Below are 26,763 nucleotides of genomic sequence, written 5' to 3'. Positions count from 1 at the left end.
AATCTCCTCGGGGTAGGGAATTGGACTCCAAACTGAGGCGCTACTCAAAATTGGGGGGACGTCGAATCGACACTATTCACCCAGCCCCTTACCAGACGCCACGGCCTTCTTAACTTGCTGCAGCTTTGCGCGCAACTCAGCTATAGGGGGCAATCCCATGGATTCACGCCGCTTGTCCACGTTGCTTTCGTCTTCAATTGGATACAACTCAAAATATTCGTTCGCTTGGGTGCCAAAGCGTTGAGGCTTTCCATCGTAGACCAACTGGCGATCAGTGAATGTCGCGAAGGCATCCTTGGGAAAGTCTCCCTTGTCAACAAGCTCTTGCATCTGGCGGGCCATTTCCGCTTGCAGCGTGCGGTCACCAGAGTGTTGGAGGATTAAAAATTGCGCGGACACCGCGCCTGCGCCAACTTCGTTCACGCCCAGTAGCCTCCCAGATGTGATCTCAAGCCAGGCTGCCTCTCGGCGCCGGTCTGCCTCTGCAAGTCGCGCTTCATCGAATCCAGGGGTCATGGCCTTCTTGCGATCACGCTGATCTTCTTCGCCGAGAGCAATCAATTGCTGTGCGATCTCAGCTGATGACGGTTTGTCGGCTGGATGGCCTGCGACCTCACGAGACTCATTTGCTAAGTTCGATGCGGTCACAGCCCCGGCTCCTAAACCCATAGCAATAAGAACTAGAGATGCCACTCGTGGTTTCATGAATGTTCGACCCATTGATCATTTCGTTGTCTAGTCGAGAACTTTGCTCCTAGCGAACTTATACGATCCTGCATCTCTGCAAAAGCAGCGGAAGCCTTGTAGTCTGCGTAGCTTGGAGGCGTCTGTAGAAGAAGAGTGCCGGCCTTACTTGCAAGGTATGAGCAGAATTTTGAAAGAATATTAGAATCTGGGACATTGGTTTCTAGGAACAACCAGTTGCCAGAAGGATTTAAATCCAAGAAGTGATACACGCCATTCTTATCTGGAACCAGGTCCATGCAGGCAACTTCGACACCCATCCTCGACATCAAAAGACCTACCTTCTCTTGCACCTCTACTGGAAGGTCGATCTTGCTAATGGTAGTTATACTTCTGTCAGTCAAATCTTCTCTCGAGTCTAGACGACCTGACGTCTGATAGATTTTGAAGGCATGAATCTGTTTGCCAAAGACAAATGCGCGAATGTCAAAATTTTTGGAAATTTCTTCCTGAAAGATAGCTGGCGCTGCCAGAACTGTGCCCGCCTCATAGCTATCTAGCAAACTCCGGCTAGCTCTTGAAGCGAAGGCACATCTGGTACGTCCATCAGCATAACGCCAAGTGAATGGCTCGAAAGGCTTGATTACGAGGCTGGCTGTGCTACCAAAAATTTCTTTCACACGATCGATGCTCGAGCCAAAGTAACTTGTCGGCGGGGAAAGGCCAACTTCGTTCGCAGCTTTCAATTGAAGCATCTTGTTGTCTGCTCGAATTGCTGAGCATGGTGAGTTAACAAAAGTCTGATTTCCCGCATCCACCGATAGTTGTAAAAGCCAGTTCTGGTGAACTGTCTTTTCGCGCCGGACGAACAGGAAGTCTTCTTCCTCCTCAATCATATCCACTCGCGGGGTGTAATCGCCACGGAAATATAGCAGCTGCTGCTCACTGAACGAGCGGCCGAGATCGACGCTGACACATTGTTGATTTTCATCAAAAGCGTGGGAGTGAATAGTAAAACCTGCACCTTCCTGATCAATTCCGAAAAACGTCTCAACTAGCTCGGCAGCAACTCCTGCCTCGCTTAGGGACCAGACAATCGCTGCGGCATGAAGGTCCAGAAACGATGAAACAACTGTAATCATAACTTCACTCCATGAAGAAAGGCACTGCGTGTTTCCACGCAGTGCCCATGGCGATTACTTGCCGTTAGAGACCTCGACCGTCACTACCACGCCGAAGGTGTGGGTGTAGGTCACCTCGCCGCTGGTTTCGCCACCACTCACTGCATTAAGTTCGTCTTGAGACAGCTCGCGTGGCGGCGCGAATTCGCGCGACAATTCCTTAGTGATCACTTTGTTCAGCATGATAATTTCCTTATTCCTTTGCATGTGATTAAGCCGCATCGAATGATCCGGCACTTCATGAGTACCAGTCGAGTCCGCTTAGTGTCACCCCCCCCCCTGGCCGGCGTTGAGTGTTTGGCTTGACGGACTGAGCACGTAGAGCCGCATAATCTCGTTAGGCCGCGGGCGTAATGGCATGGCTAGGCACTCTTGGTCGGGAGAAATAAGATTTCTCATTTTGAGATTCCAGTCGCGTTCATGGGCAGAACTAGTTAACTGCCGACAGTTTGGGTCGTGACGAATGGGGTTGCAGGCTCTCCAGCGTGTGTGATAAGAATCCTCCTCGACAAGGATGCTAGGCATCAACGCAGCGATGGATACAGTGACTGGAAGCCTGTTTCGCAAAGAGGCATACGCTCGACAGAGCCATTCAGAAGTAATCAACTTGACGCCTCCCGTGGGCACTTGGATCGTGTCCTTATCGTCCGTAGCAGTCTGCGTGACTCTATTGGGTCTGCTCCTAGTCGGCTCATATTCAAGGCAGCTTCCCGCCCAGGGAGTTGTGGTGCCAACCACTGGAATTATTTCTATCAAATCGCCATCGTCGGGCTTTGTGAGAAGGCTCTTGGTGAAGGAGGGGGCCGCAGTGGAAGCTGGAACGCCTTTGGCTGAGATAGAGCTTCACCGGACGAGTCTGGGCGGTTCTAGTGAAGCTGAGATGGAGACAGCACTTCGGGAGAAGCGCAGGTCGATTGAGAGGGCGCTTGAGCTCTTGCCAATCTCCACTGTCTCCACTTCAGAGAACGCAGATAAGAGAATTCACATCGCCCAAGAGCGGATACGTAGACTTCGCGACAGGTTACGGATTCAAGAGCAGAGAACTGATGCCGCAATGAAGCTTTACGAATCTTGGCGCAGTGCCGGAACTCAGGCTCTCAGTCGTTATCAGATTGAGCAGCAATACGATACGGCCTTGCAGTTGGTCAGCCAGGCGGCCGATGCGAAGGATCAGCTGCTTCAACAAGAGCAAGAACTCTCGGCGCTGTTGGCAGAGCGAGGTCGCGTAGAGTCAACCGCAGCGCAAGAAAGATCACAGCTTGTTCAAGCGTTGGCCGACGTGAAGAACTCCATCATTGATAATGATATCGCTCGTGGAGCGCTCATCCGCTCACCTGTTAAAGGCCGAGTTTCGACGACGAACGTGCTGGCTGGGCAGTTCGTGGATCCGAGTTCTCCACCACTAATGTCCATAGTTGATGATGAGAGCCCACTGATAGTGGAGGCATGGATCCCGGCAAGCGTCAATGATTTTCCCGTTGATGGTCAGCGAGCAAGCATCGTGATCAAACGAAGCTTTGGGCAATCGCATATCATCCCCGTGACGGTAGCCAATACATCAAGCAGCCCTTACTCCGCTAATCAAATTAGGGACATGCGCGGGCTTGAAGTCGAAGCGCCACATTACAGGGTGTCCCTTGCTCCAGATGGAGCGAGGAGTCAGCACCAAATTTCTGGATTGAAGCCAGGTGCTGTCGTTTCTGTGCGGATCGCTTCCAAGCCAAAAAGCATTGTCCGCACACTCTTCAACATCAATTGAGGGTTGATCTGGTGTCTAGCGTGGCATCTCAATCATGGGTTTCAAGAAGGAAGCTGCCGCTTTATCTGCAAACTGAAAGCGCAGAGTGCGGCCTTGCATGTGTGGCAATGATTGCCAATTACCACGGACATGACGTCGATCTTGCATCCTTACGTCGACGCTTTGGTGGCTCAATTCGCGGGGTAGGGCTGTCGCACATAATTTCTATTTGTTCACAGCTAGGATTTTCGAGTAAAGCGCTTAGGGCGAGCCCGGAGTATCTCCCTTGCTCCAATTTCCCATGCATTGCGCACTGGAACATGAATCACTTTGTGGTGATAGAGCGTGCAGACAAGAAAGGTGTAACAATTAACGACCCAGCGCGTGGCCGCCTTCGATTGAGCTATGAAGAAGTGAGCATGAGTTTCACTGGTGTTATTCTGGATTTGACTCCGGACGCGGACTTCAGCCCCATCCAGGAACGTAGGCGAATCGGTCTGCGGTCTCTCACTGGTCGAATACACGGGCTTATTAAAAGCGCCGCGCATTTATTCCTGCTCGCATTTGGTGTCGAATTAATCGCGCTCGCTATCCCGTTTCAGCTTCAGTGGACTATTGATAGCATCATTCCCACAGGTGACAGCCGACTATTGATGGTCGCGGCAATAGCGTTCGCGATGGCGACATTATTGCACTCTCTCCTAACGATCGCACGGGGTTGGCTGGTTGGCTGGCTCGGTTCTGCACTCAATTCACAGTGGGTTACTCAGCTGTTTTCACACTTGCTAAGGCTCCCAATATCATTCTTTGAAAAGCGTTCCGCTGGCGACATCCTTACTAGGTTCTCTTCCATATACGCGATTCAGAGCACGCTTTCATCTGCCTTTGTCTCTGCTGTGTTGGATAGTGCGTTCGGGCTGTTGGCTTTAGGAATTCTTGTCTATTACAGTCCTGCTTTTGCAGGAATCGCCCTGGTTGTGCTCACTGCCTACTTTTTAATCAGGCGCGCCATGTTTCGAAAGCTATGGGAAGCTAACGAGCAGAATATGGTTTATATGGCTAGGCAGCAGTCGGAGATCATAGAGTCAATTCGTGGAATTAATTCGATCAGGCTGGCCGGTATTGAGCCGTTACGGAGAAGCCGTCTATCAGATGCAGCGACAGAGGCTTGTAGGCGGTCAATGGAGGCACAACGCATCAATGAAACGTCATCAGGTATAAATGTTGGGATTTTTGGAATTCAGAAAGTTGGCCTTTTGGCTTATGGCGCAAGCCTGGTGGTTTCCGGGCAGTTCACAGTTGGTATGCTAGTTGCATCTGTAACCTTCGCTGATCAGTTCACGACTAAGTCAACGGCATTCATCGACAAAATCAACGAGCTCCAATTGGTAAAGATGCATCTCGAGCGACTTTCCGATATCGCGCTCGAGGAACCGCTTCCGTTGCCGAAGCCATATTCGGGCGAGACCCTTCGTGACGATTCCATTCGGCTTGTTAATGTTGGATTTCGCTACTCTCAAAGTGACCCATGGATCTTGAGGGGCTTGAATCTTAGGATTGATTCCGGCGAATCCGTGGCGATCGTGGGCAGAAGTGGTTGCGGAAAGTCCACCTTGCTTAAGCTTCTACTCGGTCTCGACGTTCCCTCCGAGGGGCATATTGAGATTGGTGGTCAAAAAATGGATGGCGATAGTGTGCAACGTGTCAGAAAAATTATGTCGGCCGTTCTTCAGGACGACAATTTATTCGCGGGGACGATCGCAGAAAACATCTCTTTTTTTGACAAGGACGCTTCAATTGATCAGATCGTTGATGCTGCAAAAAAGGCGAATATTGATAGCGAGATATCGAGTATGCCCATGGGTTATGAGAGCCTAGTCGGCGACATGGGTAGCGCATTGTCGGGTGGGCAGAAGCAAAGAGTTTTGCTCGCCAGAGCACTATTTAGAACGCCGCGAATCCTTGTTCTGGACGAGGCGACAAGTCATTTGGACAAGCACTCAGAACAGATTACGAACGAGCACATTAGGACGCTAAAGATCACGAGAGTCGTCGTGGCACATCGCCAGGAGACCATTGACCATGCTGATCGCGTCATTGACCTTACGGCACCCCACGATCATGGTGAAAGCGAACCTCACTCCATGGCGGGAATGGCTGTAGACGAATCCAACTCGTGAGGCTCCATTGAGTCTGATCCCCTCGCTCAAGAGCCAGAGCTCTTGCGCTCTATGGCATCCCAACGGTCTGGCTACTGCTCGGTGCCTAGCGCCGGAGAGATCAGTGGCTCTGCCGCTCCAACCGCGATGAGGGTCCTAAGAAAGATTTTTGATCGAACTTGGAGGTCTCCAGAGGTGAGGTGAGAGCATGCTCTGTGTCTAGTGCCATCGAATTGAAGTTGTGCCGCCTGTACATGTCCAGCGTCCATTGTTTAGAGTGGATTTTTGTTTTTTATTCAGTTGTATGCTTCAACACTGTTCGGGTGAAGGATTTTCGAAATTGTTAAAAAAGACCGGCGCATTCACCGGTCCTGGTTTGCCACGAAAGTTGTCGCAAACCTTAAATCGACAACTCCAACAACAACTTATTCAACCGCTTCACATAACCGGCGGGATCCTTGAGGCTATCACCCGCCGCCAGCGCAGCCTGGTCGAACAACACGCGGCTCAGGTCACCGAAGCGGTCCATATCCTGTTCCGCATCCAGCTTTTCGATCAGCGGGTGGGCCGGGTTGAATTCGAACACCGGCTTGGTTTCCGGCACGGCCTGGCCGCTGGCTTCCAGCAGCTGACGCATCTGCAGGCCCAGGTCGCCCTGGCCGATGGCCAGGATGGCCGGGGAGTCGGTCAGGCGGTGCGAGACGCGCACTTCGGCCACGTCGTCGCCGAGTGCGGCCTTGATGCGCGAGGCCAGGCCTTCCTTGGATTTGGCGACTTCTTCCTGCGCCTTCTTGTCTTCTTCCGAGTCCAGCTTGCCCAGGTCCAGATCGCCGCGGGCCACGTCCACGAACGACTTGCCGTCGAATTCGGTGAGGTAGCTCATCAGCCATTCGTCGATGCGGTCGGTGAGCAGCAGCACTTCGATGCCCTTCTTGCGGAACACCTCCAGGTGCGGGCTGTCCTTGATCTGCGCGTAGCTCTCGCCGGTGAGGTAGTACAGCTTGTCCTGACCTTCGGTCATGCGGCCCACGTAATCGGCCAGCGCCACGCTCTGCGCGCCGGTAGCGTCGTGGGTGGACGAGAAACGCAGCAGGCCGGCGACCTTTTCGCGGTTGGCGTAGTCCTCGGCGGGGCCTTCCTTCAGCGCCTGGCCGAAGTTGCGCCAGAAGGTGGCGTAGTCATCCGGCTTGTCCTTGGCCAGTTTTTCCAGCATGTCCAGCGCACGCTTGGTCAGCGCGGACTTCATCGAGTCCACCACCGGGCCAGACTGCAGGATCTCGCGCGAGACGTTGAGCGACAGGTCGGCCGAATCCACCACGCCCTTGATGAAACGCAGATACAGCGGCAGGAACTGTTCGGCCTGGTCCATGATGAAAACGCGCTGCACGTATAGCTTCAGGCCCTTGGCCGAATCGCGGTGGTACAGGTCGAACGGGGCGCGGCCGGGCACGAACAGCAGCGAGGTGTAATCCAGCTTGCCTTCGACCTTGTTATGGCTCCACGCCAGCGGATTACCGGCATCGTGCGCAACGTGCTTGTAGAACTCCTGGTACTCCTCGTCCTTGATCTCGGACTTGGGGCGGGTCCACAGCGCGCTGGCGCGGTTGACCACTTCCCACTCGGGTTCGGCGGGTTTGTCGGCGTCTTCGCCGTAGTGCTCCTTGCGCATCTCGATCGGCAGGCCGATGTGATCGGAATACTTCTTGAGGATGTTGCGCAGGGTCCAGCCATCGGCAAAGGACTCTTCGCCGTCCTTCAGCTGCAGCACGATGCGGGTGCCGCGCTCGTGCTTGTCGATGCTGGCGACTTCGAACTCGCCCTCACCGCGCGAGGACCAATGCACGCCGTCGCTGGCGGGCAGGCCGGCACGGCGCGAATACACGTCCACCTGGTCGGCAACGATGAAGGCGCTGTAGAAGCCCACGCCGAACTGGCCAATGAGGTTGGCGTCCTTCTTCTGGTCGCCGCTGAGATGCTTGAGGAAGTCGGCGGTGCCGGACTTGGCGATGGTGCCCAGGTGGGACACCGCGTCCTCGCGGCTCATGCCGATGCCGTTGTCGTCGATGGTGACGGTGCGCGCGTCCTTGTCGAAGTCGACGCGGATGCGCAGCTCGCCGCTGCCTTCCAGCAGCTCGGGCTTGACCAAGGCTTCGAAGCGCAGCTTGTCGGCGGCGTCGGCGGCATTGGACACCAGCTCGCGCAGGAAGATTTCCTTGTTGGAATACAGCGAGTGGATCATCAGCTGCAGCAGCTGCTTGACCTCGGTCTGGAAGCCCAGCGTCTGCTTGTCGGTATCAACGGTCATTGTGGTCGTGCTCCGTGGTGGCCTGGGCCGCTGTGCGGCCGATGGCCTGGGGGATGAGGCTGCATGCGAAATTTTTCAAGGCCTCACCGCAGGATTCAGCAATGCACCGGCCGCCCGGGGCACGGCGCGGCCATGGCGGCCGCAGCGCTATCATGGGCGCCGGTTCTTTGATTGCCTGCCCATGATGCCTGCCGCTCCTTTGCTGCCTTGCTTTCATCAGCCGACCACGTGCGTGCGCCGATGAGCCGCGCTGCACGGCCGGCCGGCGGCGCCGCGGAAGGGCAGGTGCGCATCGTGGGTGGGCGCTGGCGCAATACGCGTTTGTCGGTGCCACAGCTGCCCGGGTTGCGGCCCAGCAGCGACCGCGTACGCGAAACGCTGTTCAACTGGCTGATGCCGCGCCTGGCCGGCGCCCGCGTGCTGGACCTGTTCGCCGGCTCCGGCGCGCTGGGGCTGGAGGCAGTCTCGAGGGGCGCCGCGCATGCGCTGCTGATCGAACGCGACCCCGGGCTGGCGCAACGCCTGCGTGAGCACGTGGCCCGGCTGGGCGCCGCCGAGCAGGTGCAGGTGCTGCAGGACGATGCACTGCGCTGGCTGGAGCGCGCGCCCACCGGCCAGGTGGATCTGGTGTTTGTCGACCCGCCATTCGCTGCAGGGCTGTGGGCGCCGGTGCTGGAACGGCTCTCGCCGCATCTGGCCGCCGACGCCTGGCTGTACCTGGAAACGCCGGCCGAGCTGCCGCCGCAGGTGCCGCCGGGCTGGCACCTGCACCGCGAGGGCGCCACCCGGGAGGTGCGCTATGCGCTGTATCGCCGGGCCGCTGCTACACTGAACGGCGATCCGACCCCGGTAGCTTCCGTATGAGCGTGGCCAACAGCCGCATCGCTGTCTATCCCGGTACCTTCGACCCGATCACCAATGGCCATATCGACCTGGTGAACCGCGCCGCGCCGTTGTTCGAGCGCGTGGTGGTGGGCGTTGCCTACAGCCCGTCCAAGGGCCCGGCGCTGCCGTTGGAGCGTCGCGTCGAACTCGCCCAGGAAGCCCTGGCGGCGCATGCCAATGTGGAAGTGCGCGGTTTCGATACCTTGCTGGCGCATTTCGTGCGCGACATGGGCGCCGGCGTGCTGCTGCGCGGCCTGCGTGCGGTGTCCGATTTCGAATACGAATTCCAGATGGCCAGCATGAATCGCCATCTGATCCCGGAGGTGGAAACGCTGTTCCTCACCCCGGCCGAGCAGTACAGCTTCATCTCGTCTTCGCTGGTGCGCGAAATCGCGCGGCTGGGCGGGGATGTGTCCGGCTTCGTTCCGGCGTCGGTCGTCGATGCCTTGCGCCAGGTGCGTGAATCGCGCGCCCAGGTCTGAACCGTCTCAGCAGTCAACACCACCACACGCTTTTCAAAGGGAGGAGTTTCATGAAACACACCATGCGCGCGCTGGCGCTCGCTTCGATCGCCGCTCTGGCCGTCACCGCCTGCAAGAACGAAGAGCCGGCACCGACCGCCGCTGCCGCTCCGGCTGCGCTGACCGCTCCGGCCAAGGACGACAACGCCGGCTGGAAGAAGTACCTGCAGGAAGTGGTTGGCCAGAACCTGGGCACCACCACCAATAGCCCGTTCCTGTACTACTTGCCGCCGGAATCCGATGCCGAGTTCGCCGGCAGCTACGAGCGTCAGCTGGAAAGCGTCAAGACCGCGCTGGCCCGTGGCGTGCAGCCGGGCAACATGCTGGCCTTCGGTTCGTCGGCCTCCACCAAGATGGCCGACCTGATCGAAGCCGCGTTCAAGGACGTGCAGCCGGATTCGATGAAGGGCGTGCGCGTGTTGTTCATCGGCAATGCCGCCGAGAACGCGCGCGTGCAGACCATCATCCAGCCCAAGGGCGCGGAATACATCTTCGTTGAAGCCAAGTAATGCCGTACCAGGCCGGGTGCGCGGGAGGGCGCATCCGGCCGCGGCGTGGAAACGCACCATGCTGCTGACGTTGCACTCCATCCGGGTCGGCCCTTCGGGGCCGTTCCCAGATGCCGCCACCGGCGGCGTCCATCGCAGTGCCTGCGCCGTCGCGCACGGGCAGCTGCTTCGCCCGGGCCTGGCCCCGCAGGTGGCCTCCACATGTCGCTGAAGATCAACGAGCTGTGCGTCAACTGCGACGTCTGCGAGCCGGCGTGCCCGAATCAGGCCATCTCGATGGGCGAAACCATCTATGTGATCGATCCGGCGCGCTGCACCGAATGTGTTGGTCATTTCGACGAGGCGCAGTGCGTGGTGGTGTGCCCGGTCGAATGCATCGACCCGGACCCGGCGATCCCGGAAACACATGATCAATTGCTGGCCAAGCTCATCCAGCTGCAGCGCGATCATCCCGAACTGTACGAACAGGAGCCTCCCGCCCCGTGATCACTTCCCCCCGACGCTTGTTCCCGCGTGGCCTGTTGTTGCTGGCCTTCGTGGTCGCCCCAGCCGCGTGGGCGGCCCAGCCCGACGCCGCAGCGGCCACGCCGCCGCCCGCCGGCACCGCCACGCATCCGCCGGGTGCGGCGGTGGCCAGTGGCCACGCGCTGGCCACCGATGCCGGGCTGCAGATCCTGCGCGAAGGCGGCAATGCCTTCGATGCGGCGATCGCGGTGTCGTCCACGCTGGCGGTGGTCGAGCCAATCAGCTCGGGGCTGGGCGGCGGCGGGTTCTTCCTGTTGCACGACGCCAAGACCGGCAAGGACGTGATGCTGGACGCGCGCGAGTACGCGCCGGAGTCCGCCACGTCCGCGCAATTCCTGGACAAGAACGGCGGGCTGGACCGCGACCGCTCGGTCAACGGCCCGTGGTCGGCCGGCATCCCCGGTTTGCCGGCAGCGCTGGTGGAACTGGCGGCCAAGCACGGCCGGCTGCCGCTCACCCAATCGCTGGCACCGGCGATCCGCATCGCTATCGACGGCTTCCCGGTGTATGCGCGCATGGCCAAGGGCTACGCCTCGCGGCGCGAAGTGATGGAGCGCTACCCCGGCACGCGCGAGGTTTACTTGCGCGGCGGAAAACCCATTGCCGAAGGCGACATCTTCAAGCAGCCCGAGCTCGCGCACACCCTGACGCTGCTGGGCGACAAGGGCTTTGACGGTTTCTACAAGGGCGAGACCGCCAAGAAGCTGCTGGCCGGCGTCAAGCAGGCTGGCGGGCGCTGGACCGCGGCTGAACTGGCCGGGTATCAGGTCAAGGAGCGCACGCCGATCCAGTTCGATTACCGCGGCTGGAAGGTCACCACCGCGCCGCCGCCGTCTTCCGGCGGCATTGCACTCGCGGCGATGCTGCAGATCCTGGAAGGCTGGGACTTGAACACGCTCGACGACGCGCACCGCACCCACCTGGTGGTGGAAGCGATGCGCCGCGCCTACCGTGACCGCACCTTTTTCCTGGGCGACCCGGACTTTGTCGATGTGCCGCAGCGCGTGCTGACCAGCAAGGATTACGCGCAGGGCCTGCGTGCCACCATCAATCCGGACAAGGCCACGCCGAGCAACCTGCTGTCGGGCAACCCGACGCCGCTGGAAGACGACGAGACCACGCACTTTTCCATCATCGATGGCGAAGGCAACCGCGTGGGCGCCACCCAGACGGTGAACCTGCTGTACGGCTCCGGGCTGATCCCCAAGGGCACCGGCGTGCTGCTCAACGACGAGATGGACGACTTTGCGCTCAAGCCTGGCACCCCGAACGCCTTCGGCGTGATGGGCTATGCCGCCAACGCGCCCAAGCCGGGCAAGCGCATGCTCAGCTCGATGACGCCCACCTTCATGGAATCGGCCGACAAGGTCGCCGTGCTCGGCACCCCGGGCGGCAGCCGCATCATCACCATGGTGCTGCTCGGCATCCTGGGTTACGACGCCGGCCTGGACGCGCAGCAGGTCAGTGCCTTGCCGCGGTATCACCACCAGTGGTTGCCGGACGTCATCGAGGCCGAGAGCAATGCGTTCTCGCCGCAAACCGCCAAGGCGCTGGAAGCAATGGGCCACGCGCTCAAGTTGCCGGGCGACACCGCTGAGGGCGGCCGTGGTTCCAGCCACGTCTGGGGTAATTTCCAGACCGTGGAATGGGACAAGCGCCGCAACGTGCTCAGCGGTGGTAGTGACCCGCGCAATCCGGTGGGCAAGGCCGCAGTGCAGCTGGCAACGCCGGCACGGTGAGTCCCGCATGCCTGCGCCGTTTCCCGGAGCAGGCATGACGGAAGCGTTCGACGGAGCGCGCTTTTGCTGATACGCGATCTTGCTCAGCGGCTCGGCTTTGAGCGGCAACGTGATCAGCAACGCCGCGCTACGAAACGTTTCAGGTGGGCCTGCACACAGTACTGACCCACGCTGGCCCAAGCGCTTGCACGCCACACCTTCGCCAGCAGTAATGCGGTTTGGCGCAGTGGCCTATGTCTGGATTGGACTTGTCGGTGTGCGTCGATTTGGCGACCATCGTGGCATGACCATTTTCCAGACCCTGCTCACCGCCATGGTGATCGCATCGCCCATCGCCGCCTGTGCGGCGGACACGACCGGCACTGCCGGCACCACGCCGGCCGCTGGCGCCACCATCCACGTCAATCAACTCGGCTATCTGCCGGGCTCGGCCAAGCTGGCGGTGGTCGGCTTGCCGGCGTCCGCAGCGGCCGGTCCAGACCGCTTCACGGTGGAGGATGCCAAGGGCGCTCGCGTGCTGGAGGGCAGCTTGTCGCCGGCGGCCAGTTGGGCACCGGCGGGGCAACAGGCACGCGTGGCCGACTTTTCCGCACTGCGCACGCCGGGTACGTATCGGTTGAAGATCGCCGGCATGCCGGCCTCGGATGCATTCCCGATTGCAGCGAGTGCCTACCAGCCGGTCGTGGATGCCTCGCTGAAGGCGTTCTACTACAACCGTGCCAGTACCGAGTTGCCGGCGCAGTTTGCCGGGCGCTACGCGCGCGCGGCCGGGCATCCGGACACCGAGGTGCGCATCCATCCGTCTGCGGCGTCTGCCACGCGCCCGGCCAACAGCGTGATCAGCGCGCCCAAGGGGTGGTACGACGCGGGCGACTACAACAAGTACATCGTCAATTCCGGCATCAGCACCTACACCTTGCTGGCCGCGTATGAGCACTACCCGGCGCTGTTCAAGGCGCAGGCACTCACCATTCCCAACGATGCGCCTGGCGTGCCCGGCATCCTGCAGGAAGTGTGGTGGAATCTGGAATGGATGCTGGCCATGCAGGACCCGGCCGATGGCGGGGTGTACCACAAGCTCACCGACAAGCAGTTCGATGGGCTGGTGATGCCGGACCAGGCCAAGCAGCAGCGCTATGTCGTGATGAAGGCCACCGCCGCCACGCTGGATTTCGCCGCGGTGATGGCGGCTGCCAGCCGCATGTATGCGCCGTTCGACAAGCAGTATCCAGGCGCGTCGGCGCGCATGTTGAAGGCGGCGCGTAGTGCCTGGGCGTGGGCGCAACAACACCCGAACGTGATCTATCGCCAGCCTGACGACGTGCGTACCGGCGGCTACGACGACGCCACCGTAGATGACGAATTTGCCTGGGCAGCAGCGGAGCTCTATGTGAGCACGCGCGAGGACGCGTTCTACGACGCCATGCTGGCGCGCAACGTACATGCGAGCGTGCCGGGGTGGAGCAACGTGGGTGGATTGGCCTGGATGTCGTTGGCCGCCCACCGTGACCAGCTCACGCCGCATGCCGACCGCGCACGTATCGAAGGCGAAATCAGCGGGCTGGCGCAGCGCCTGGGCGACCAGTGGCAGGCATCGCCGTGGCGGTTGGCCATGGCCGACAACGACTTTGTCTGGGGCAGCAATGCGGTGGTGCTCAATCAGGCCATGATGCTGCTGCAGGGCTACCGGGTGACGCAGCAACGTCGTTATCTGGATGCGGCGCAATCGCAGCTGGACTACATCCTGGGGCGCAATCCGCTGGGGCTGTCGTTCGTCACCGGGGTCGGGCAGCGCACGCCAATGCATATCCACCATCGCCCATCCGAAGCCGACGGCATCGATGCGCCCGTGCCGGGCTGGCTGGCCGGTGGCCCGCAGCCGGGCCAGCAGGACGCGAAAGACTGCAAGGTGGCGTATCCGTCCAAGCTGGCCGCGCTGTCGTATCTGGACAACACCTGCAGCTACGCGACAAACGAGGTAGCGATCAACTGGAATGCGCCGCTGGTGTATGTAAGTGCGGCGATCGAGGCGTCGACCCGCTGAGGCAGGCTTCAGCGCGTCGACGCGGTTTTTCCTTCTCCCGTCGAGAGAAGGTGGCGCATAGCGCCGGATGAGGGGCGCCTCAGCGAAATGCCGATGCCTGACATGACAAACGCGTCGCTACGCGTCGGCAGAAGTGAATCGCCGCCAGCATCGCTTGCCGTACCCTCACCCCAACCCCTCTCCCGTAGGAGAGGGGCTTAAAGCCGCCGATTCATCTTATCGGCGCGGTTGCAGCGCGGTCGGATAGTGCAGCGCGCGTCGGTTCTTGATCTGGACGCTTGGGACGCTCATCTCAGCCGGGAAACTCACTTCAGCTGGAAAGCTCACTCCACCCGCGTGCCGAAGATCCGGTCGCCGGCATCGCCCAGGCCGGGCAGGATGTAGCCTTTTTCGTTGAGGTGGTCGTCGATGGCGGCGGTATAGACCTCCACGTCAGGGTGTACCGCTTCCAGCGCTTTCAACCCTTCGGGCGCGGCGACCAGGAAGATGCCCTTGATGCGCCGTGCGCCAGCGCGCTTGAGCATGTCGATGGTGGCGACCAGCGTGCCGCCGGTGGCCAGCATCGGGTCCAGGATCAGCGCATCGCGTTCTTCCAGGCGGCCGGTGAGGCGCTCGAAATACGGCACCGGTTGCAGGGTTTCTTCATCGCGCTGCAGGCCGACCACGCTGACGCGCGCGGCGGGAATCAGTGCCAGCACGCCCGGCAACATCCCCAAGCCGGCGCGCAGGATTGGTACCAGGGTGATCTTGGCGCCAGCGATGCGTTGCACTTCCACCGGCCCGGCCCAGCCCGGCTGCACGTGCGATTCGGTGTCCAGATTGGCCGTGGCCTCGTAGGCCAGCAGGGTGCCCAGCTCGGTCACCAGTTCGCGGAAGCCCTTGGTGCTCAACGCTGCGTCACGCAGCAGGCCGACCTTGTGCTGGACCAGGGGGTGACGGACTTCGACGATTTTCATGGGCGGCAGCGTGCGGGAGAGGCCCACAGTGTGCCGCAGCCGGCCGCAGCGTCGCCACACAGGGCCTGTGATGGTGCTCGCATATGTCATGTCGGTGAAACGTCGCAGACATAGTGTGCACACCCATTCTTAACCGATTGGGGAAGCACTCGTGTTGAACAAGACTCCGCTCTGCATGGCGATCACGCTGACGTTGGCTTCGGTCGCGTGGAGCCCGCTGGCACAGGCGGCAGAAGAGGCGGTCGCGACCGGTGCAGCCAGCGGCGCGGCGGCAATCGACCTGGAGCGGCTGGAAGTGCGGCCACAATTGGAAGCGCAGGAGCGCGCAGTCGATCTCAAGCGTGCTTCCGATGCGATCCAGGATGCGGTGGCCTCCGATGCGATGGGCCGCTACCCCGACAAGAATGTTGCAGAATCCTTGCAGCGCCTGCCCGGTGTCAGCGTCACCCGCGACCAGGGAGAGGGGCGCTTTGTGGTGATCCGCGGCCTGGATTCGTCGCTCAACAGCGTGACCATCGACGGCATGAGCATGGGCACGCCGGAAGACGGTACACGCTCGGCGCCGCTGGACGTGATTCCGTCCGATTCCACCGAGCGCTTGAAGGTCGTGAAGTCGCCCACGCCGGACATGCCGGGCGATTCGATCGGCGGCGCCATCCAGGTGGAATCCACCTCGGCGTTCGATCGCGACGGGCGCACCCTGCGCGGGTCGATCGAAGGCAGCCACCAGTCGCTGTCGGGCAAGACCAGCCCCAAGGGCGCGTTCAATTACAGCGACATCTACAACGGCACCTTCGGTGTGGCGGTGGGTGTGAACTATCAGGACCGTGAGTTCGAATCCGACAACACCGAAGTGGCGTACGACAGCTTCGACGGTGGCGCTGCCGATGACCTGTTCGCCGGCGAAGTGCAGCGTCGCAAGTACTTCATCGAGCGCACCCGCATGGGCGCCAACCTCAATCTGGACTGGCGCCCGGACGCCGACAACCGCTACTACCTGCGCTCGCTGTACAGCCGTTTCGACGATGCCGAAACACGTCAGCGCACCATCTTCGGCCTGGCCGATGGGGAGGTCAGCGCCAACGGCGATGGCACCTACGACGTGGCCGACCTGCCAGCGGACAGCATCTCCAAGCGGGTGCGCTACCGCACCAAGAAGGAAGACAACACGGCAATCAGCTTCGGTGGTGAAAACCGCCTGAGCGCTGCAACGGTGGACTACAAGGTGGGCTACACCAAGACCACCGAACGCGTAAACGACGAAATGGAAGCGCGCTTCAACTACGACGGCGACGACCTGTCGGCCACCGTGGACCAGCGCAGCGGCATCCCGCGGCTGGGGTTCTCTGACAACGGATGGCAGAGCAACCAGGACTTCGTGTTCGACCGCTTTGTCGTGTCGCCCAAGACGGTGGACGACAGCGAGCACAGCGCGCAGGTCAATGTGCGCTTCGACGGCGAACATTCCAGCCTGAAGATGGGTGTGCTCGGTCGCTGGCGCGAGCGCGATGTGGACGTCAACGAACAGGAGCTGCGGCGTGGCCCGGCGATCGATCTGAGCAGCTGGACCACCGCCGCACCGGAGCACCGCGGCGGCACGCTGGGCGAAAGCATCGGCTCGGACGGCATGCGTCGCTACTGGCGCGCGTCGGGTGGGTTGTACAGCGCTCGTCCGCAGGACGTGGGCGGCAACCAGCAGGTCTCGCTGCAGGACGACTACACCGCCACCGAAGACGTCTTCGCCACCTATGCCATGGGCACCTGGGACATCGGTGCGCTGCGCATGATTGCCGGTGTCCGCGTGGAAAACACGCAGTTCAACGCCACCGGCAACCAGGTGGACGTGGCCGAAAACGGCCGCACCGCCACGGTCACGCCGCGCGAGGCGTCCAGCAGCTACACCAATGTGTTGCCGGGCCTGCACCTGCGCTACGACAGCGGCAACGATTGGGTGCTGCGCTTTGCAGCCAACAAGACCCTGTCGCGCCCGTCGTTCGGCGATGTGTCGCCGCGCGTGAGCATCAACCGCGGCGATGAAGAAGTGAGCATCGGCAACCCGGACCTCAACCCGTATCGCTCCACCAATCTGGACCTGTCGTTCGAAAAATACATCGGCAGCACCGGGCTGGTGTCGCTGGGGGTGTTCAACAAGTCGATCGACGATTACATCGTGCAGACCCTCAGCACCACCGATGCCGAATTCCCGGGCCTGCAGGTGACGCGCTCGATCAATGGCGACACCGCCAAGGTGCGCGGCGCCGAGTTCAACTGGCAGCAGACGCTGGACTTCCTGCCCGAAGGCTGGAACGGCTTGTTGGTTGGCGCCAGCGCCACCGCCCTGGACAGCGACTTCGACCCGGGCCTGAGCAATCGCGCCGGCGACGACTTCATGCTGCCGCGCTCGTCCAAGCGCATCTACAGCGGCCATCTGGGCTATGAAAAGTATGGCTTTAGTGCGCGCGTGGCGGCCGTGTATCGCAGCGAGTACCTGGACACCATCGGCCAGAGCCGCGCGTACGATATCTACGTCGCGCCACACACCCAACTGGATGTCAGCATGAGCTATCAGTTCAACAGCCACGTCAGCCTGTATCTGGAAGCGCAGAACCTGCTCGACGAGCCGTTGGAGCTGTACCAGGGCGTGCCTTCGCGCACGCTGCAGAACGAAGAGTACGGCCGCACCTATGCGCTCGGCCTGAAGGTGGCGCTGTGATGGCCGCGCGCCACATCCTGCAGACCACAGTGCTCGCCGCCGCGGCGGCGTTGGCCGGTTGCGCCAGCGCGCCAGCCGACCGTGAAGCCGACGAAGCGCTGCTGCAAGACCCTTTGCTCAGCGAGTCCAAGGTCGCGCATCAGGTGGTGCCGGAGGCCTTCATCACGGCGTTGACGCCTGCCGACAACCTGGATTCGCCGGCCAGCTGGATTGCGCCGGATGGTAGCCGCTGGCTGATCGCCACCGCCAAGGCCACGCATGCGCTGGTGGTGTTCGATGGCGACAGCGGCAAGCGGTTGCGCGTGGTGGGCGGTAAGGGCAAGGCGCCGGGCAAGCTGGATCGTCCCAACGGGATCTCGGTGGTCGACGATCTGGTGTTCGTGGTGGAGCGCGACAATCGCCGCGTGCAGGTGTTCTCGCTGCCGGACTTCAAGCCGTTGGCCGCCTTCGGCCAGGACGAACTGCGCGAACCGTACGGGCTGTGGGTGCGCAAGCACAACGGCGGCTACGAGGTGGTGGTCAGCGACAACTACATGTCGCCGGCCAACAAGGACACACCGCCGCCGTTGGCCGAGCTTGGCCAGCGTTTCCGCCGCTATCAGCTGCAGACCGCAGGGCAGGGCTGGAACGCCACGCTGACGCAGAGCTTTGGCGATACCACCGAGGCCGGTGCGGTGCGCATTGCCGAATCGGTCTTTGGCGACGAGGCCAACGCGCGCCTGATGATTGCCGAGGAAGATGTCGCGGTAGGCACGCAGTTGCGTGAGTACGGCATGGATGGCCGCTATCGCGGCCGCAATGTGGGCACGGGCTTGTTCAAGGCGCAGGCCGAAGGCATGACCTTGCTGCAGTGCGCCGACGGCAGCGGCTACTGGATTGCCACCGACCAGTTCAAGGACCGCAGCGTGTTCCAGGTGTTCGATCGGCAGAGCCTGGCGCCGGTCGGTGCGTTCGCCGGGCGGGTGACCGCCAATACCGATGGCGTGTGGCTGGACCAGCATGGCGATGCGCGCTTCCCGGGTGGGGTGTTCTACGCGCTGCACGACGACCAGGCCGTGGCTGCGTTCGATTGGCGCGACATCGCGCGCACGCTGCGCTTGAAGGACTGCGCACCGTGACAGTGATGCAGCAGTCGTTGAAGCAGCATTCGTTACGCGCCGTGCTGGCGTTGCTGGCGCTCGCCTGTGTGCCCGCCGTGGCTGCCGACAAGGCGGCCGAGCCGAACACCCAGGTGCCGCTGGGCTCCACGCACTATGTGGCCGATGGCTTCCCGGACCGGATCGTCGCCACCCCGGCGCAGGATGCCGCGCGAGGCTTCGCAGTGGCCTGGCGTACCGATGCCAGCGTCACTGCGCCCTGGCTGGAACTGGTGGTAGCCGGCGATTCGCCGGATGTGGGCACGCCGCGGCGCATCCAGGCCACGACCGCGACCTTGAGTTCGGAAAACGGCGCCTCGCATCATCACCGCGCCGACATCGACGGACTCACGCCGGACACGCTCTACGCGTATCGCGTGCAGGGCCAGGGCACCTGGGGCGCGTGGAATCACTTCCGTACCGCAGCCACGCCCGGCACCCCGCTGACGCTGCTGTATTTCGGCGATACGCAGAACAAGAATCTCAGCCTGGTGTCGCGGGTGATCCGTCAGGCCTGGCGCTCGGCACCGGAGGCGCGGCTGGCGTTGTTCGCCGGCGATCTGGTCAGCGGCAAGGACGGCCAGGACGACAACGAATGGGCCGAATGGTTCGAAGCCGGGCGCTGGTTGCTGGAAGGCACCGCGGTGGCGCCGGCACCGGGCAATCACGAATATCACGAAGACGCCGAAGACACCCCGCAGGCTACGCGCGTGCTCGGCGGCCATTGGCCGGTGACCTTCGCGCTGCCGCGCAACGGCCCGGCCGCCACCGCGCGCACCAGTTACTGGTTCGATTACCAGGGCGTGCGCATCGCAGTGCTCGATGGCACCTCGGCGCTGGATCTGGGCACCGGGCAGGCACAGGCGCAGTGGCTGGATGGCGTGCTTGCCGACAACCCGCATCCCTGGTCGATCGTGCTGATCCATCAGCCGTTCTTTTCGCCGCGTGCCGACCGCGAGAACCAAAAGCTGGTCGAGCAGGTGTTGCCGGTGATCCGCCGCCACAAGGTCGACCTGGTGCTGCAGGGCCATGACCACACCTACGGCCGGCGCGGCGATGACGGCGGCCGGCCAACGCCGGTGTTCGTGGTGTCGGTGGCCGGCCCCAAGCAGTACCGGCTCTCGGACATGGCGCGCAAGACCATGCGCCCGGTGGGCGAAGACACCCAGCTGTATCAGGTGCTGCGCATCGATCAACAGAAGCTCGTCTACGAGTCGCGCACGGCGACCGGACGCCTCTACGATGCGTTCGAGCTGCAACGCCGCGCAGATGGGTCCAAGCAGTTGATCGAGCACGAGGCGGGCCGGATTGCGCCACGCGATTGCCCGCGCAGTGCCACGCTCAAGGGGCGGGCGGATCGGTGTTGGGAATGACCCGTAAGTAACTGCGGCCTGACCGATTCAGCACCAACGCGAAGCGGCGTTGCGATCTTTATAAAAGATAACTGCGTCACACTATGGGGGTAATTAAAATCACCCGGGCTGACTCTGTGGCCCGAGGTGATCCGGGCTGATGTGAGGGCAGCGCCCCCCACTCGTGAGAGCCCACATGATTCCGCATGTGTTCCATCTGGCCGCACCCACCAAGGACCTGATGTGGGAAGAGCGCCGCGTCCAGGCCCGGCTGCAACGTCTTCTTCCTGGCTGGACCTGCAATGTCTGGGACGACGCCGACAATTCCGCGCTGATGCGCAGCGCATTTCCGGAGCTGGCCGATCGCTTTGAAGCCATCCGCTTCGGCGTCATGAAGGCCGACATCGCACGCTGTGCCTACATGCACGTCTACGGCGGTTTCTACTTCGATACCGACTATAAATTGCTGCGCACGCTCGGCCCGGATGTCTTGACCCAGGCCTGCGTGCTGCCCGTGGAAGAGGGCGCGCCAGACAATGCGGCGTTCAAGATCGGCAACGCGGTCTTCGGCTCGGAAGCGGGCCATCCATTCTGGCGGGCGTTCATCGAGCACATCTTCAGCGCGCACGCGCCGGAGTTGGTGGAGGACCATCGGCAGATCCCGATGATGTCCGGCCCACGTGGAATGACGCGGTTCTATAACGCCAATGGTGCCCAGTTCGCGGGCATCGTGTTCCCGGTGCGCGATGCGTTCCATCCCGACCGCACCTGGTTCGGGCTTGGCCACCGCGGCGGCGCCACGGCAGTCGGTTCGCATCTGTGCTGGGCGTCGTGGCGCGGCAAGTCGCCGCGTCGCGCCGTCACCAACTACCTGCGCCGGAAGTTGAGTGCCGTGCCCATCTGAGAAGTCCAAGCGGCTTACTGGCGTTTTACGTGTGCGAATGCAGTTGCGGCGACCTCATGGGTCGCCGCAACCGTGTTGTCGTGTGGCTGTCGCGGCGCAGATGACGAGCGAGACGGCCGACGAACGCCCCACGACGCATCGCCATCAGGCGGTGCCAGATCCACTGCTCGGCGCGTGTCAGACGCCGCTAGCACCAGTTGCACCGTGCTGGCGGCAAGTCACCTCGCCAGCACTCAACCTATTCACCAGCCCTCAAGCCGCCTCGGCCTGCGCCTGACGCGGGCCTTCCTTGAGCGCTTTGGCGATCAGGCCCACCAGCAGGTCGAGTTCGGCTTCGTCCATGCCGAAGTGCGGGGTGAAGCGCAGCGAATTCTCGCCGCCGTGGATCACGTTGACGCCGTGGTGGCGCAGCCACTCCTCGGTAGAGCCGGCACCGTAGCACTTGTACTGCGGTGCCAGTTCGCAGGAGAACAGCAAGCCGGTGCCCTGCACCTTGGTGATCAGGCCGCCGAGCTCGGCCTGCAGCGCTTCCAGCTTGCGCAGCGCCTGTGCACCGCGCAGGCGGATGTTGTCGCGGATCTGCGGGGTGAACAGCGCCAGGGTGGCGCAAGCCACATCCAGCGCGCGCGGGTTGGTGGTCATGGTGTTGCCGTAGGTGCCCTTGCGGTACACCTGCGCGGCCTGCTCGGTCACCGCGAGCACCGAGAGCGGATATTGCGCGGCATTGAGCGCCTTGGAATAGGTTTCCAGGTCCGGCGGATCGAGCTGTTCGAAACCGGGGTAATCCACCACCGACAGCACGCCGTGCGCACGCAGGCCGGCCTGGATCGAATCCACCAGCAGCAGGCTGCCGTGGTTACGGGTCAGCGTGCGCGCGGCAGCGTAGAACTCCGCCGGCAGCGCACGGCCCGGGTCGCCTTCGCCCATCACCGGCTCCAGGAACACCGCCTCGATGAACCAGTGGTTGCGCGCGGCCTCGTCAAAGGCGTGCTGCAGTGCCGCGATGTCATACGGCGCAATCGCAATCACCGAGTCTTCGTCGCGGTAGCTGGCCAGGTACTTGCTGTAGGTCTTGCGGCTGGAATCGGAATACAGCCCCGGGCGATCGGTGCGGCCGTGGAAGCTGCCCTTGACCACCAGGCGCTTGATGGTGGCGCCGGCGTGGCGCGCACCCGGATCGGTGTGCAGCTTGGCGTTGGTGTCGACGATGCGCGCGGCCAGGCCCACCGCTTCGGAGCCGGAGTTGAGGCACATGAAGCGCGCGAACGGGCAGCCGCCGCGGGTGTGGCCGATCTCCGCACGCAGGGCGCGGTCGAGCTTGCGCTGCGCCAGGCTGGGCGTCATCACGTTGGCCATCACCTGCGGGCGCGCCATGGCGTCGAGCACCGCCTCGGGCGTATGGCCGAAACCGAGCATGCCGTAGCCGCCGGCGTCGTACAGCACCGCGCCCTTGAGCGTGATCACCCACGGGCCGCGCGCGGCCAGCGCCACGTACGGAGTTACCGCATCGTCGGCGTAGAAATTGATGAAGCCGTCCTGCACCGCGCTGATCTGTGCGTCTTCGTCCAGGTCCAGTAGGTCGGCGACCTCGGCCTGCACCAGCGTGTATTCGCTCCCGGCGGCCTCGATGGCCTGGCGCAGGGTGGGGTGGTCGGTGGCCAGGCGTTCGATGGTGGCATCGTCCAGGCCGGCGGTCAGGCGGCGGCCGGCGTGGGCACGCAGCGGGGCGAGCGGGGCAAGGACAGACATGCGCATCTCCTGAAGCGGTGGCGTTCCCGTCACATTAACGGCACTGGATCGTCGTTTGGCAGCGCCGATCCGGGCAGGAATTGAGGTATTTTCGTCGATTCGACGAAATGAATGGCCGAAATGAAGATCACACCCGCCGACGAGCAGTTGTTGTCCCTGCTGCGCGAGGACGCGCGCGCCTCCACCGCGCAGATCGCGCGCCGGCTCGGGCTCTCGCGCACCACGGTGCAGAGCCGGTTGGAGAAACTCGAGCGTGAAGGCGTGATCAGCGGCTACACCGTCCGCACCCACGACGCCTACGAACACGGCCGCATCCGCGCGCACATCCTGATCACCGTGCTGCCGAAGAAGATGCCCGCGGTGGTCAAGGCCCTGCGCGAGATCGCCGACGTCCGCGCGCTGCATTCGGTCAGCGGCCCCTACGACCTGATCGCCCTGGGCGTGGTCGGCGGCGTAGACGCCATGGACGTGCTCACCGACGCCATCGGCGCCATCGACGGCGTGGAGCGCACTACCAGCTCGATCATCCTGTCGACGAAGTTCGAGAGGTAGTGGGCAGGGATTCGGGAGTGGGGAATCGGGAATCGTAAGAGCCATGATTCGCGAGCTAGCAAGCCCCTCTCCCCCGGGAGAGGGGTTGGGGTGAGGGTACGGGGCGAAGCCTCTGCAATATTTGAGCGCATTATGCTTCGCCCGTACCCTCATCCGGCGCTGCGCGCCACCTTCTCCCGATGGGAGAAGGATCTGCTACCTCCGCGATCTCCGCAGGTCTTGTTTCCCCTGGAGGAAAAGGCTGCCAAACCTGCCTCAGCATGTCCCGCTAAACTAGCGCCCCCAAACCGCTGTACCGCCACGCCTTGAAGAAGTCCGATTTCCATTACGACCTACCCGAAGAACTGATCGCCCAGGCGCCGTTGGCCGAGCGGGCGGCCAGCCGTTTGCTGGTGGTGCCGCCGACGCCGGCGGCCTTCAGTGACCGGCAGGTGCGCGATCTGCCCGAGCTGCTGCAGCCGGGCGACCTGCTGATCTTCAACGACACCCGGGTGATCCCGGCGCGGTTGTTCGGGCAGAAGGCCAGCGGCGGGCGGGTGGAGATCCTGATCGAGCGGCTGCTCGGCGGGCAGCAGGCGCGGGCGCAGATCGGCGCCAGCAAGTCGCCCAAGGCCGGCAGCGTGATCGCGCTGGACGCCGGTGGCCAGGCCGAAGTGCTGGGCCGCGACGGCGAGTTTTACCTGTTGCGTTTCGACATCCCCGCGCCGCTGGAGCATTGGTTGCTCGACGCCGGGCGCCTGCCGCTGCCGCCGTACATCCGCCGCGAGCCGGGGCTGGACGATCGCGAGCGCTACCAGACCGTGTTCGCGCGCGAAGTGGGCGCGGTCGCTGCGCCGACCGCCGGCCTGCATTTCGACGAAGCCCTGCTGGCGCGCCTGCGCGAGCGCGGGGTGGAGTTCGGCCATGTGACCTTGCACGTGGGCGCCGGCACCTTCCAGCCGGTGCGCGTGGATGCGCTGGACAAGCATGTGATGCACACCGAGTGGCTCAATGTGGGCGCCGCGCTGGTCGAGCAGGTGCGCCGCACCCGTGCGCGCGGTGGCCGCGTGATCGCGGTGGGCACCACCGTGGTGCGCTCGCTGGAAAGCGCCTGGCGCAAGACCGACGACGCCCCGCACGGCGAATTGCAGCCGTTCGCCGGCGAAACCCAGATCTTCATCCTGCCCGGCTACCGCATCCGCAGCGTCGATGCGATGGTCACCAATTTCCACCTGCCCGAAAGCACGCTGCTGATGATGGTCTCGGCCTTCGCCGGCTGCGACCGCATCTTCGCCGCCTACGCACACGCCATCGCGCAGCGCTATCGCTTCTTCTCCTATGGCGATGCGATGTTGTTGTGGAGCCGGGAGTGGGGAATCGGGAATGGGGAATCGTAGGGCTTGCCGCCACACGTTCTGCCATCGCCACCCGCTTCTCCGATTCCCAACTCCCGATTCCCCATTCCCGGCCTTCCAATGTCCCGACTCCAGTTCCAGCTCCAGACCACCGACGGCCATGCGCGCCGTGGCCGCCTGACCTTTCCGCGTGGCACGGTGGAGACGCCGGCGTTCATGCCGGTGGGCACCTATGGGTCGGTCAAGGGCATCCTGCCCGAGCAGATCCGCGCGCTGGGCGCGGAGATCATCCTGGGCAATACCTTCCATCTGTACCTGCGCCCGGGCCTGGACGTGATCGGTGACCACGGTGGGCTGCACGGATTTGCGCGCTGGGACGGGCCGATCCTCACCGACTCGGGCGGCTTCCAGGTGTTTTCGCTAGCGCATCGCCGCAAGATCACCGAACAAGGCGTCACGTTCTCCTCGCCAACCGACGGCGCGCGGGTGTTCCTGGGGCCGGAAGAGAGCATGCAGATCCAGAAGGTGCTCGATTCGGACATCGTGATGATCTTCGACGAATGCACGCCGTACCCGGCCACCGAAGACGTCGCGCGGCGTTCGATGGAGCTGAGCCTGCGCTGGGCGCAGCGCTCGCGTCAGGCGCATGACGGGCTGGGCAATGACGCGGCGCTGTTCGGCATCGTGCAGGGCGGGGTGCACCCGGACCTGCGCAGCCGCTCGTTGGACGGTTTGCAGGCCATTGGCTTCGACGGCTATGCCATCGGCGGCCTGGCGGTGGGCGAGCCCGAGCACGAGCGCAATGCCATGCTCGAACACCTGCATCCGCGCCTGCCGGCCGAGCGGCCGCGCTACCTGATGGGCGTGGGCCGGCCGGAGGATCTGGTCGAAGGCGTGGCGCGCGGGGTGGACATGTTCGACTGCGTGATGCCCACCCGCAACGCGCGCAACGGTCACTATTTCACCTCGTTCGGCACGGTGCGCATCCGCAACGCCAAGTACGAACGCGACCTGGACACCATCGAGCCGGGCTGCGGCTGCCACGCCTGCAGCAGCGGCTACACGCGCGCGTACCTGCGCCATCTGGACCGCTGCAACGAGATGCTGGCGCCGATGCTGGGCACCCTGCACAACCTCTGGTACTACGAAAAACTGATGGCCGACATGCGCGCGGCGATCGCGGCGGGAACCTTTGTGGAGTTCCGGCGGTCCTTCTATGCGGCACGCGGCGCCACCACGCCGCCGCTGCCCGGGGAATCCAGCTGAGACCTGCCGTCCGTGCCCTGGCGCGGACGGCGTGGGACCTGCATGGCATAATTCCCGGCTGTTCCGCTCCGGCGGTACCTGAATGGCGAGCGGGCCGCTGGGCGCGCTGGCACCAAACCTAGGATGCATAGAATGAATCTGCTCGATTTCCTGATCCCCGTCGCCCAGGCGCAGGCCACTGGCGGCGCGCCGGCCCCCGGCCCGATGGGAAGCCTGTCCACCTTCGCGTTGCCGATCATCCTGATCGCGGTCATGTACTTCCTGATGATCCGCCCGCAGATGAAGCGCCAGAAGGAACACAAGGCGTTGCTGGACAAGCTGTCGCGTGGCGATGAGGTCATCACCTCCGGCGGCGTGGCTGGCGTGATCACCGATATCGGCGAGAACTTCATCACCGTGGAAGTGGCCGACAACGTGCGCATCCGCGTGCAGCGCAGCGCCGTTGGCCACGTGCTGCCCAAGGGCACGCTGAAGTCCGCCAGCTAAGTCGCGTCATCGGCAGCGGGCACTG

At 62.7% G+C, this 26,763-nt stretch carries 22 protein-coding genes; 16 read left to right on the top strand and 6 right to left on the bottom strand.

All coding sequences use genetic code 11. From position 1 onward, the window contains the following. Window positions 1-72: 72 nt before the first annotated feature. The 3 genes from ACD584_RS17865 to ACD584_RS17855 are packed head-to-tail and all read right to left on the bottom strand — an operon-like array spanning window position 73 to window position 2,048. Window positions 73-648, bottom strand: a complete 576-nt coding sequence (locus tag ACD584_RS17865; protein ID WP_228438062.1) for a DUF6624 domain-containing protein — start codon at window positions 646-648, stop codon at window positions 73-75. 53 nt (window positions 649-701) lie between these two features. Then, the gene (locus tag ACD584_RS17860; protein WP_139328412.1) at window positions 702-1,826 is read right to left on the bottom strand and encodes a RimK family alpha-L-glutamate ligase; all 1,125 of its coding nucleotides are present in this window, start codon (window positions 1,824-1,826) and stop codon (window positions 702-704) included. Window positions 1,827-1,880: 54 nt separating this feature from the next. Further along, window positions 1,881-2,048, bottom strand: a complete 168-nt coding sequence (locus ACD584_RS17855) for a bacteriocin (protein ID WP_116923814.1) — start codon at window positions 2,046-2,048, stop codon at window positions 1,881-1,883. An 871-nt stretch (window positions 2,049-2,919) separates the two neighbouring features. Here ACD584_RS17855 and ACD584_RS17850 point away from each other — a divergent pair. Further along, window positions 2,920-3,624: an HlyD family efflux transporter periplasmic adaptor subunit gene (locus ACD584_RS17850; RefSeq protein ID WP_228438060.1), complete on the top strand. Its 705-nt coding sequence runs from the start codon at window positions 2,920-2,922 to the stop codon at window positions 3,622-3,624. An 11-nt stretch (window positions 3,625-3,635) separates the two neighbouring features. Continuing rightward, entirely contained in the window at window positions 3,636-5,783 is a 2,148-nt protein-coding gene (locus ACD584_RS17845) for a peptidase domain-containing ABC transporter (RefSeq protein ID WP_076037989.1), read from the top strand. 379 nt (window positions 5,784-6,162) lie between these two features. Here the strand turns inward: ACD584_RS17845 and htpG are convergent, their stop codons facing one another. Further along, window positions 6,163-8,067 carry a molecular chaperone HtpG gene (gene htpG, locus ACD584_RS17840; RefSeq protein WP_076037640.1) on the bottom strand — a complete coding sequence of 635 codons (1,905 nt, stop codon included), beginning with the start codon at window positions 8,065-8,067 and terminating at the stop codon, window positions 6,163-6,165. A 240-nt stretch (window positions 8,068-8,307) separates the two neighbouring features. Between htpG and rsmD the strand changes: the two genes are divergently transcribed. From rsmD to ACD584_RS17810, 6 genes are all read left to right on the top strand, one after another. Beyond that, window positions 8,308-8,931: a 16S rRNA (guanine(966)-N(2))-methyltransferase RsmD gene (gene rsmD, locus ACD584_RS17835; protein WP_042598558.1), complete on the top strand. Its 624-nt coding sequence runs from the start codon at window positions 8,308-8,310 to the stop codon at window positions 8,929-8,931. Then, the gene (coaD, locus tag ACD584_RS17830; RefSeq protein ID WP_012438070.1) at window positions 8,928-9,434 is read left to right on the top strand and encodes a pantetheine-phosphate adenylyltransferase; all 507 of its coding nucleotides are present in this window, start codon (window positions 8,928-8,930) and stop codon (window positions 9,432-9,434) included. Before rsmD ends, coaD begins: the two co-directional genes overlap by 4 nt. 50 nt (window positions 9,435-9,484) lie before the next feature. After that, window positions 9,485-9,982 (top strand): hypothetical protein, encoded by a 498-nt coding sequence (locus ACD584_RS17825; RefSeq protein WP_175611775.1) that lies wholly within the window; start codon window positions 9,485-9,487, stop codon window positions 9,980-9,982. Window positions 9,983-10,183: 201 nt separating this feature from the next. Then, window positions 10,184-10,468 carry a YfhL family 4Fe-4S dicluster ferredoxin gene (locus ACD584_RS17820; RefSeq protein ID WP_011037531.1) on the top strand — a complete coding sequence of 95 codons (285 nt, stop codon included), beginning with the start codon at window positions 10,184-10,186 and terminating at the stop codon, window positions 10,466-10,468. Beyond that, entirely contained in the window at window positions 10,465-12,246 is a 1,782-nt protein-coding gene (gene ggt / locus ACD584_RS17815; RefSeq protein ID WP_070691021.1) for a gamma-glutamyltransferase, read from the top strand. Before ACD584_RS17820 ends, ggt begins: the two co-directional genes overlap by 4 nt. A 283-nt stretch (window positions 12,247-12,529) precedes the next feature. Next, window positions 12,530-14,290: a glycoside hydrolase family 9 protein gene (locus tag ACD584_RS17810; protein WP_070691025.1), complete on the top strand. Its 1,761-nt coding sequence runs from the start codon at window positions 12,530-12,532 to the stop codon at window positions 14,288-14,290. A gap of 323 nt (window positions 14,291-14,613) precedes the next feature. Here ACD584_RS17810 and upp read toward each other — a convergent pair whose 3' ends face one another. Continuing rightward, window positions 14,614-15,246 (bottom strand): uracil phosphoribosyltransferase, encoded by a 633-nt coding sequence (gene upp / locus ACD584_RS17805; protein WP_070691028.1) that lies wholly within the window; start codon window positions 15,244-15,246, stop codon window positions 14,614-14,616. A 151-nt stretch (window positions 15,247-15,397) separates the two neighbouring features. Here upp and ACD584_RS17800 point away from each other — a divergent pair, with 151 nt between their 5' ends. From ACD584_RS17800 to ACD584_RS17785, 4 genes are all read left to right on the top strand, one after another. Then, on the top strand, window positions 15,398-17,959 hold the full coding sequence (locus ACD584_RS17800) for a TonB-dependent receptor (RefSeq protein WP_175611776.1): 2,562 nt from the start codon (window positions 15,398-15,400) through the stop codon (window positions 17,957-17,959). Beyond that, window positions 17,959-19,077: a phytase gene (locus tag ACD584_RS17795; RefSeq protein WP_076037643.1), complete on the top strand. Its 1,119-nt coding sequence runs from the start codon at window positions 17,959-17,961 to the stop codon at window positions 19,075-19,077. Before ACD584_RS17800 ends, ACD584_RS17795 begins: the two co-directional genes overlap by 1 nt. 5 nt (window positions 19,078-19,082) lie before the next feature. Next, window positions 19,083-20,468, top strand: a complete 1,386-nt coding sequence (locus ACD584_RS17790) for a metallophosphoesterase family protein (RefSeq protein ID WP_076037644.1) — start codon at window positions 19,083-19,085, stop codon at window positions 20,466-20,468. A 175-nt stretch (window positions 20,469-20,643) separates the two neighbouring features. After that, complete coding sequence (locus ACD584_RS17785) at window positions 20,644-21,351, top strand: glycosyltransferase family 32 protein (protein WP_076037645.1); 708 nt, start codon at window positions 20,644-20,646, stop codon at window positions 21,349-21,351. A 252-nt stretch (window positions 21,352-21,603) separates the two neighbouring features. On the opposite strand, the gene ACD584_RS17780 is transcribed toward ACD584_RS17785, so the two are convergent. Next, window positions 21,604-23,100, bottom strand: coding sequence for an aminotransferase class III-fold pyridoxal phosphate-dependent enzyme (locus ACD584_RS17780; RefSeq protein WP_076037991.1), 1,497 nt, complete (start codon window positions 23,098-23,100; stop codon window positions 21,604-21,606). Between the two features lie 120 nt (window positions 23,101-23,220). Here ACD584_RS17780 and ACD584_RS17775 point away from each other — a divergent pair, with 120 nt between their 5' ends. From ACD584_RS17775 to yajC, 4 genes are all read left to right on the top strand, one after another. Further along, a complete protein-coding gene (locus ACD584_RS17775; RefSeq protein ID WP_012438075.1) occupies window positions 23,221-23,652 on the top strand; it encodes an Lrp/AsnC family transcriptional regulator in 432 nt (143 codons plus the stop codon). Between the two features lie 305 nt (window positions 23,653-23,957). Next, a complete protein-coding gene (gene queA, locus ACD584_RS17770; RefSeq protein ID WP_012438076.1) occupies window positions 23,958-25,028 on the top strand; it encodes a tRNA preQ1(34) S-adenosylmethionine ribosyltransferase-isomerase QueA in 1,071 nt (356 codons plus the stop codon). Between the two features lie 78 nt (window positions 25,029-25,106). Continuing rightward, window positions 25,107-26,252, top strand: a complete 1,146-nt coding sequence (tgt, locus tag ACD584_RS17765) for a tRNA guanosine(34) transglycosylase Tgt (RefSeq protein ID WP_012438077.1) — start codon at window positions 25,107-25,109, stop codon at window positions 26,250-26,252. A 132-nt stretch (window positions 26,253-26,384) separates the two neighbouring features. Then, window positions 26,385-26,738 (top strand): preprotein translocase subunit YajC, encoded by a 354-nt coding sequence (yajC, locus tag ACD584_RS17760; RefSeq protein ID WP_011037519.1) that lies wholly within the window; start codon window positions 26,385-26,387, stop codon window positions 26,736-26,738. Window positions 26,739-26,763 lie beyond the last annotated feature (25 nt).

It is taken from the genome of Xanthomonas sp. NCPPB 2922, assembly GCF_041520885.1.
GTDB lineage: Bacteria > Pseudomonadota > Gammaproteobacteria > Xanthomonadales > Xanthomonadaceae > Xanthomonas > Xanthomonas campestris.
Note: the sequence above shows the minus strand (reverse complement) of the source record. Positions and strands in the feature narration are given on the sequence as shown.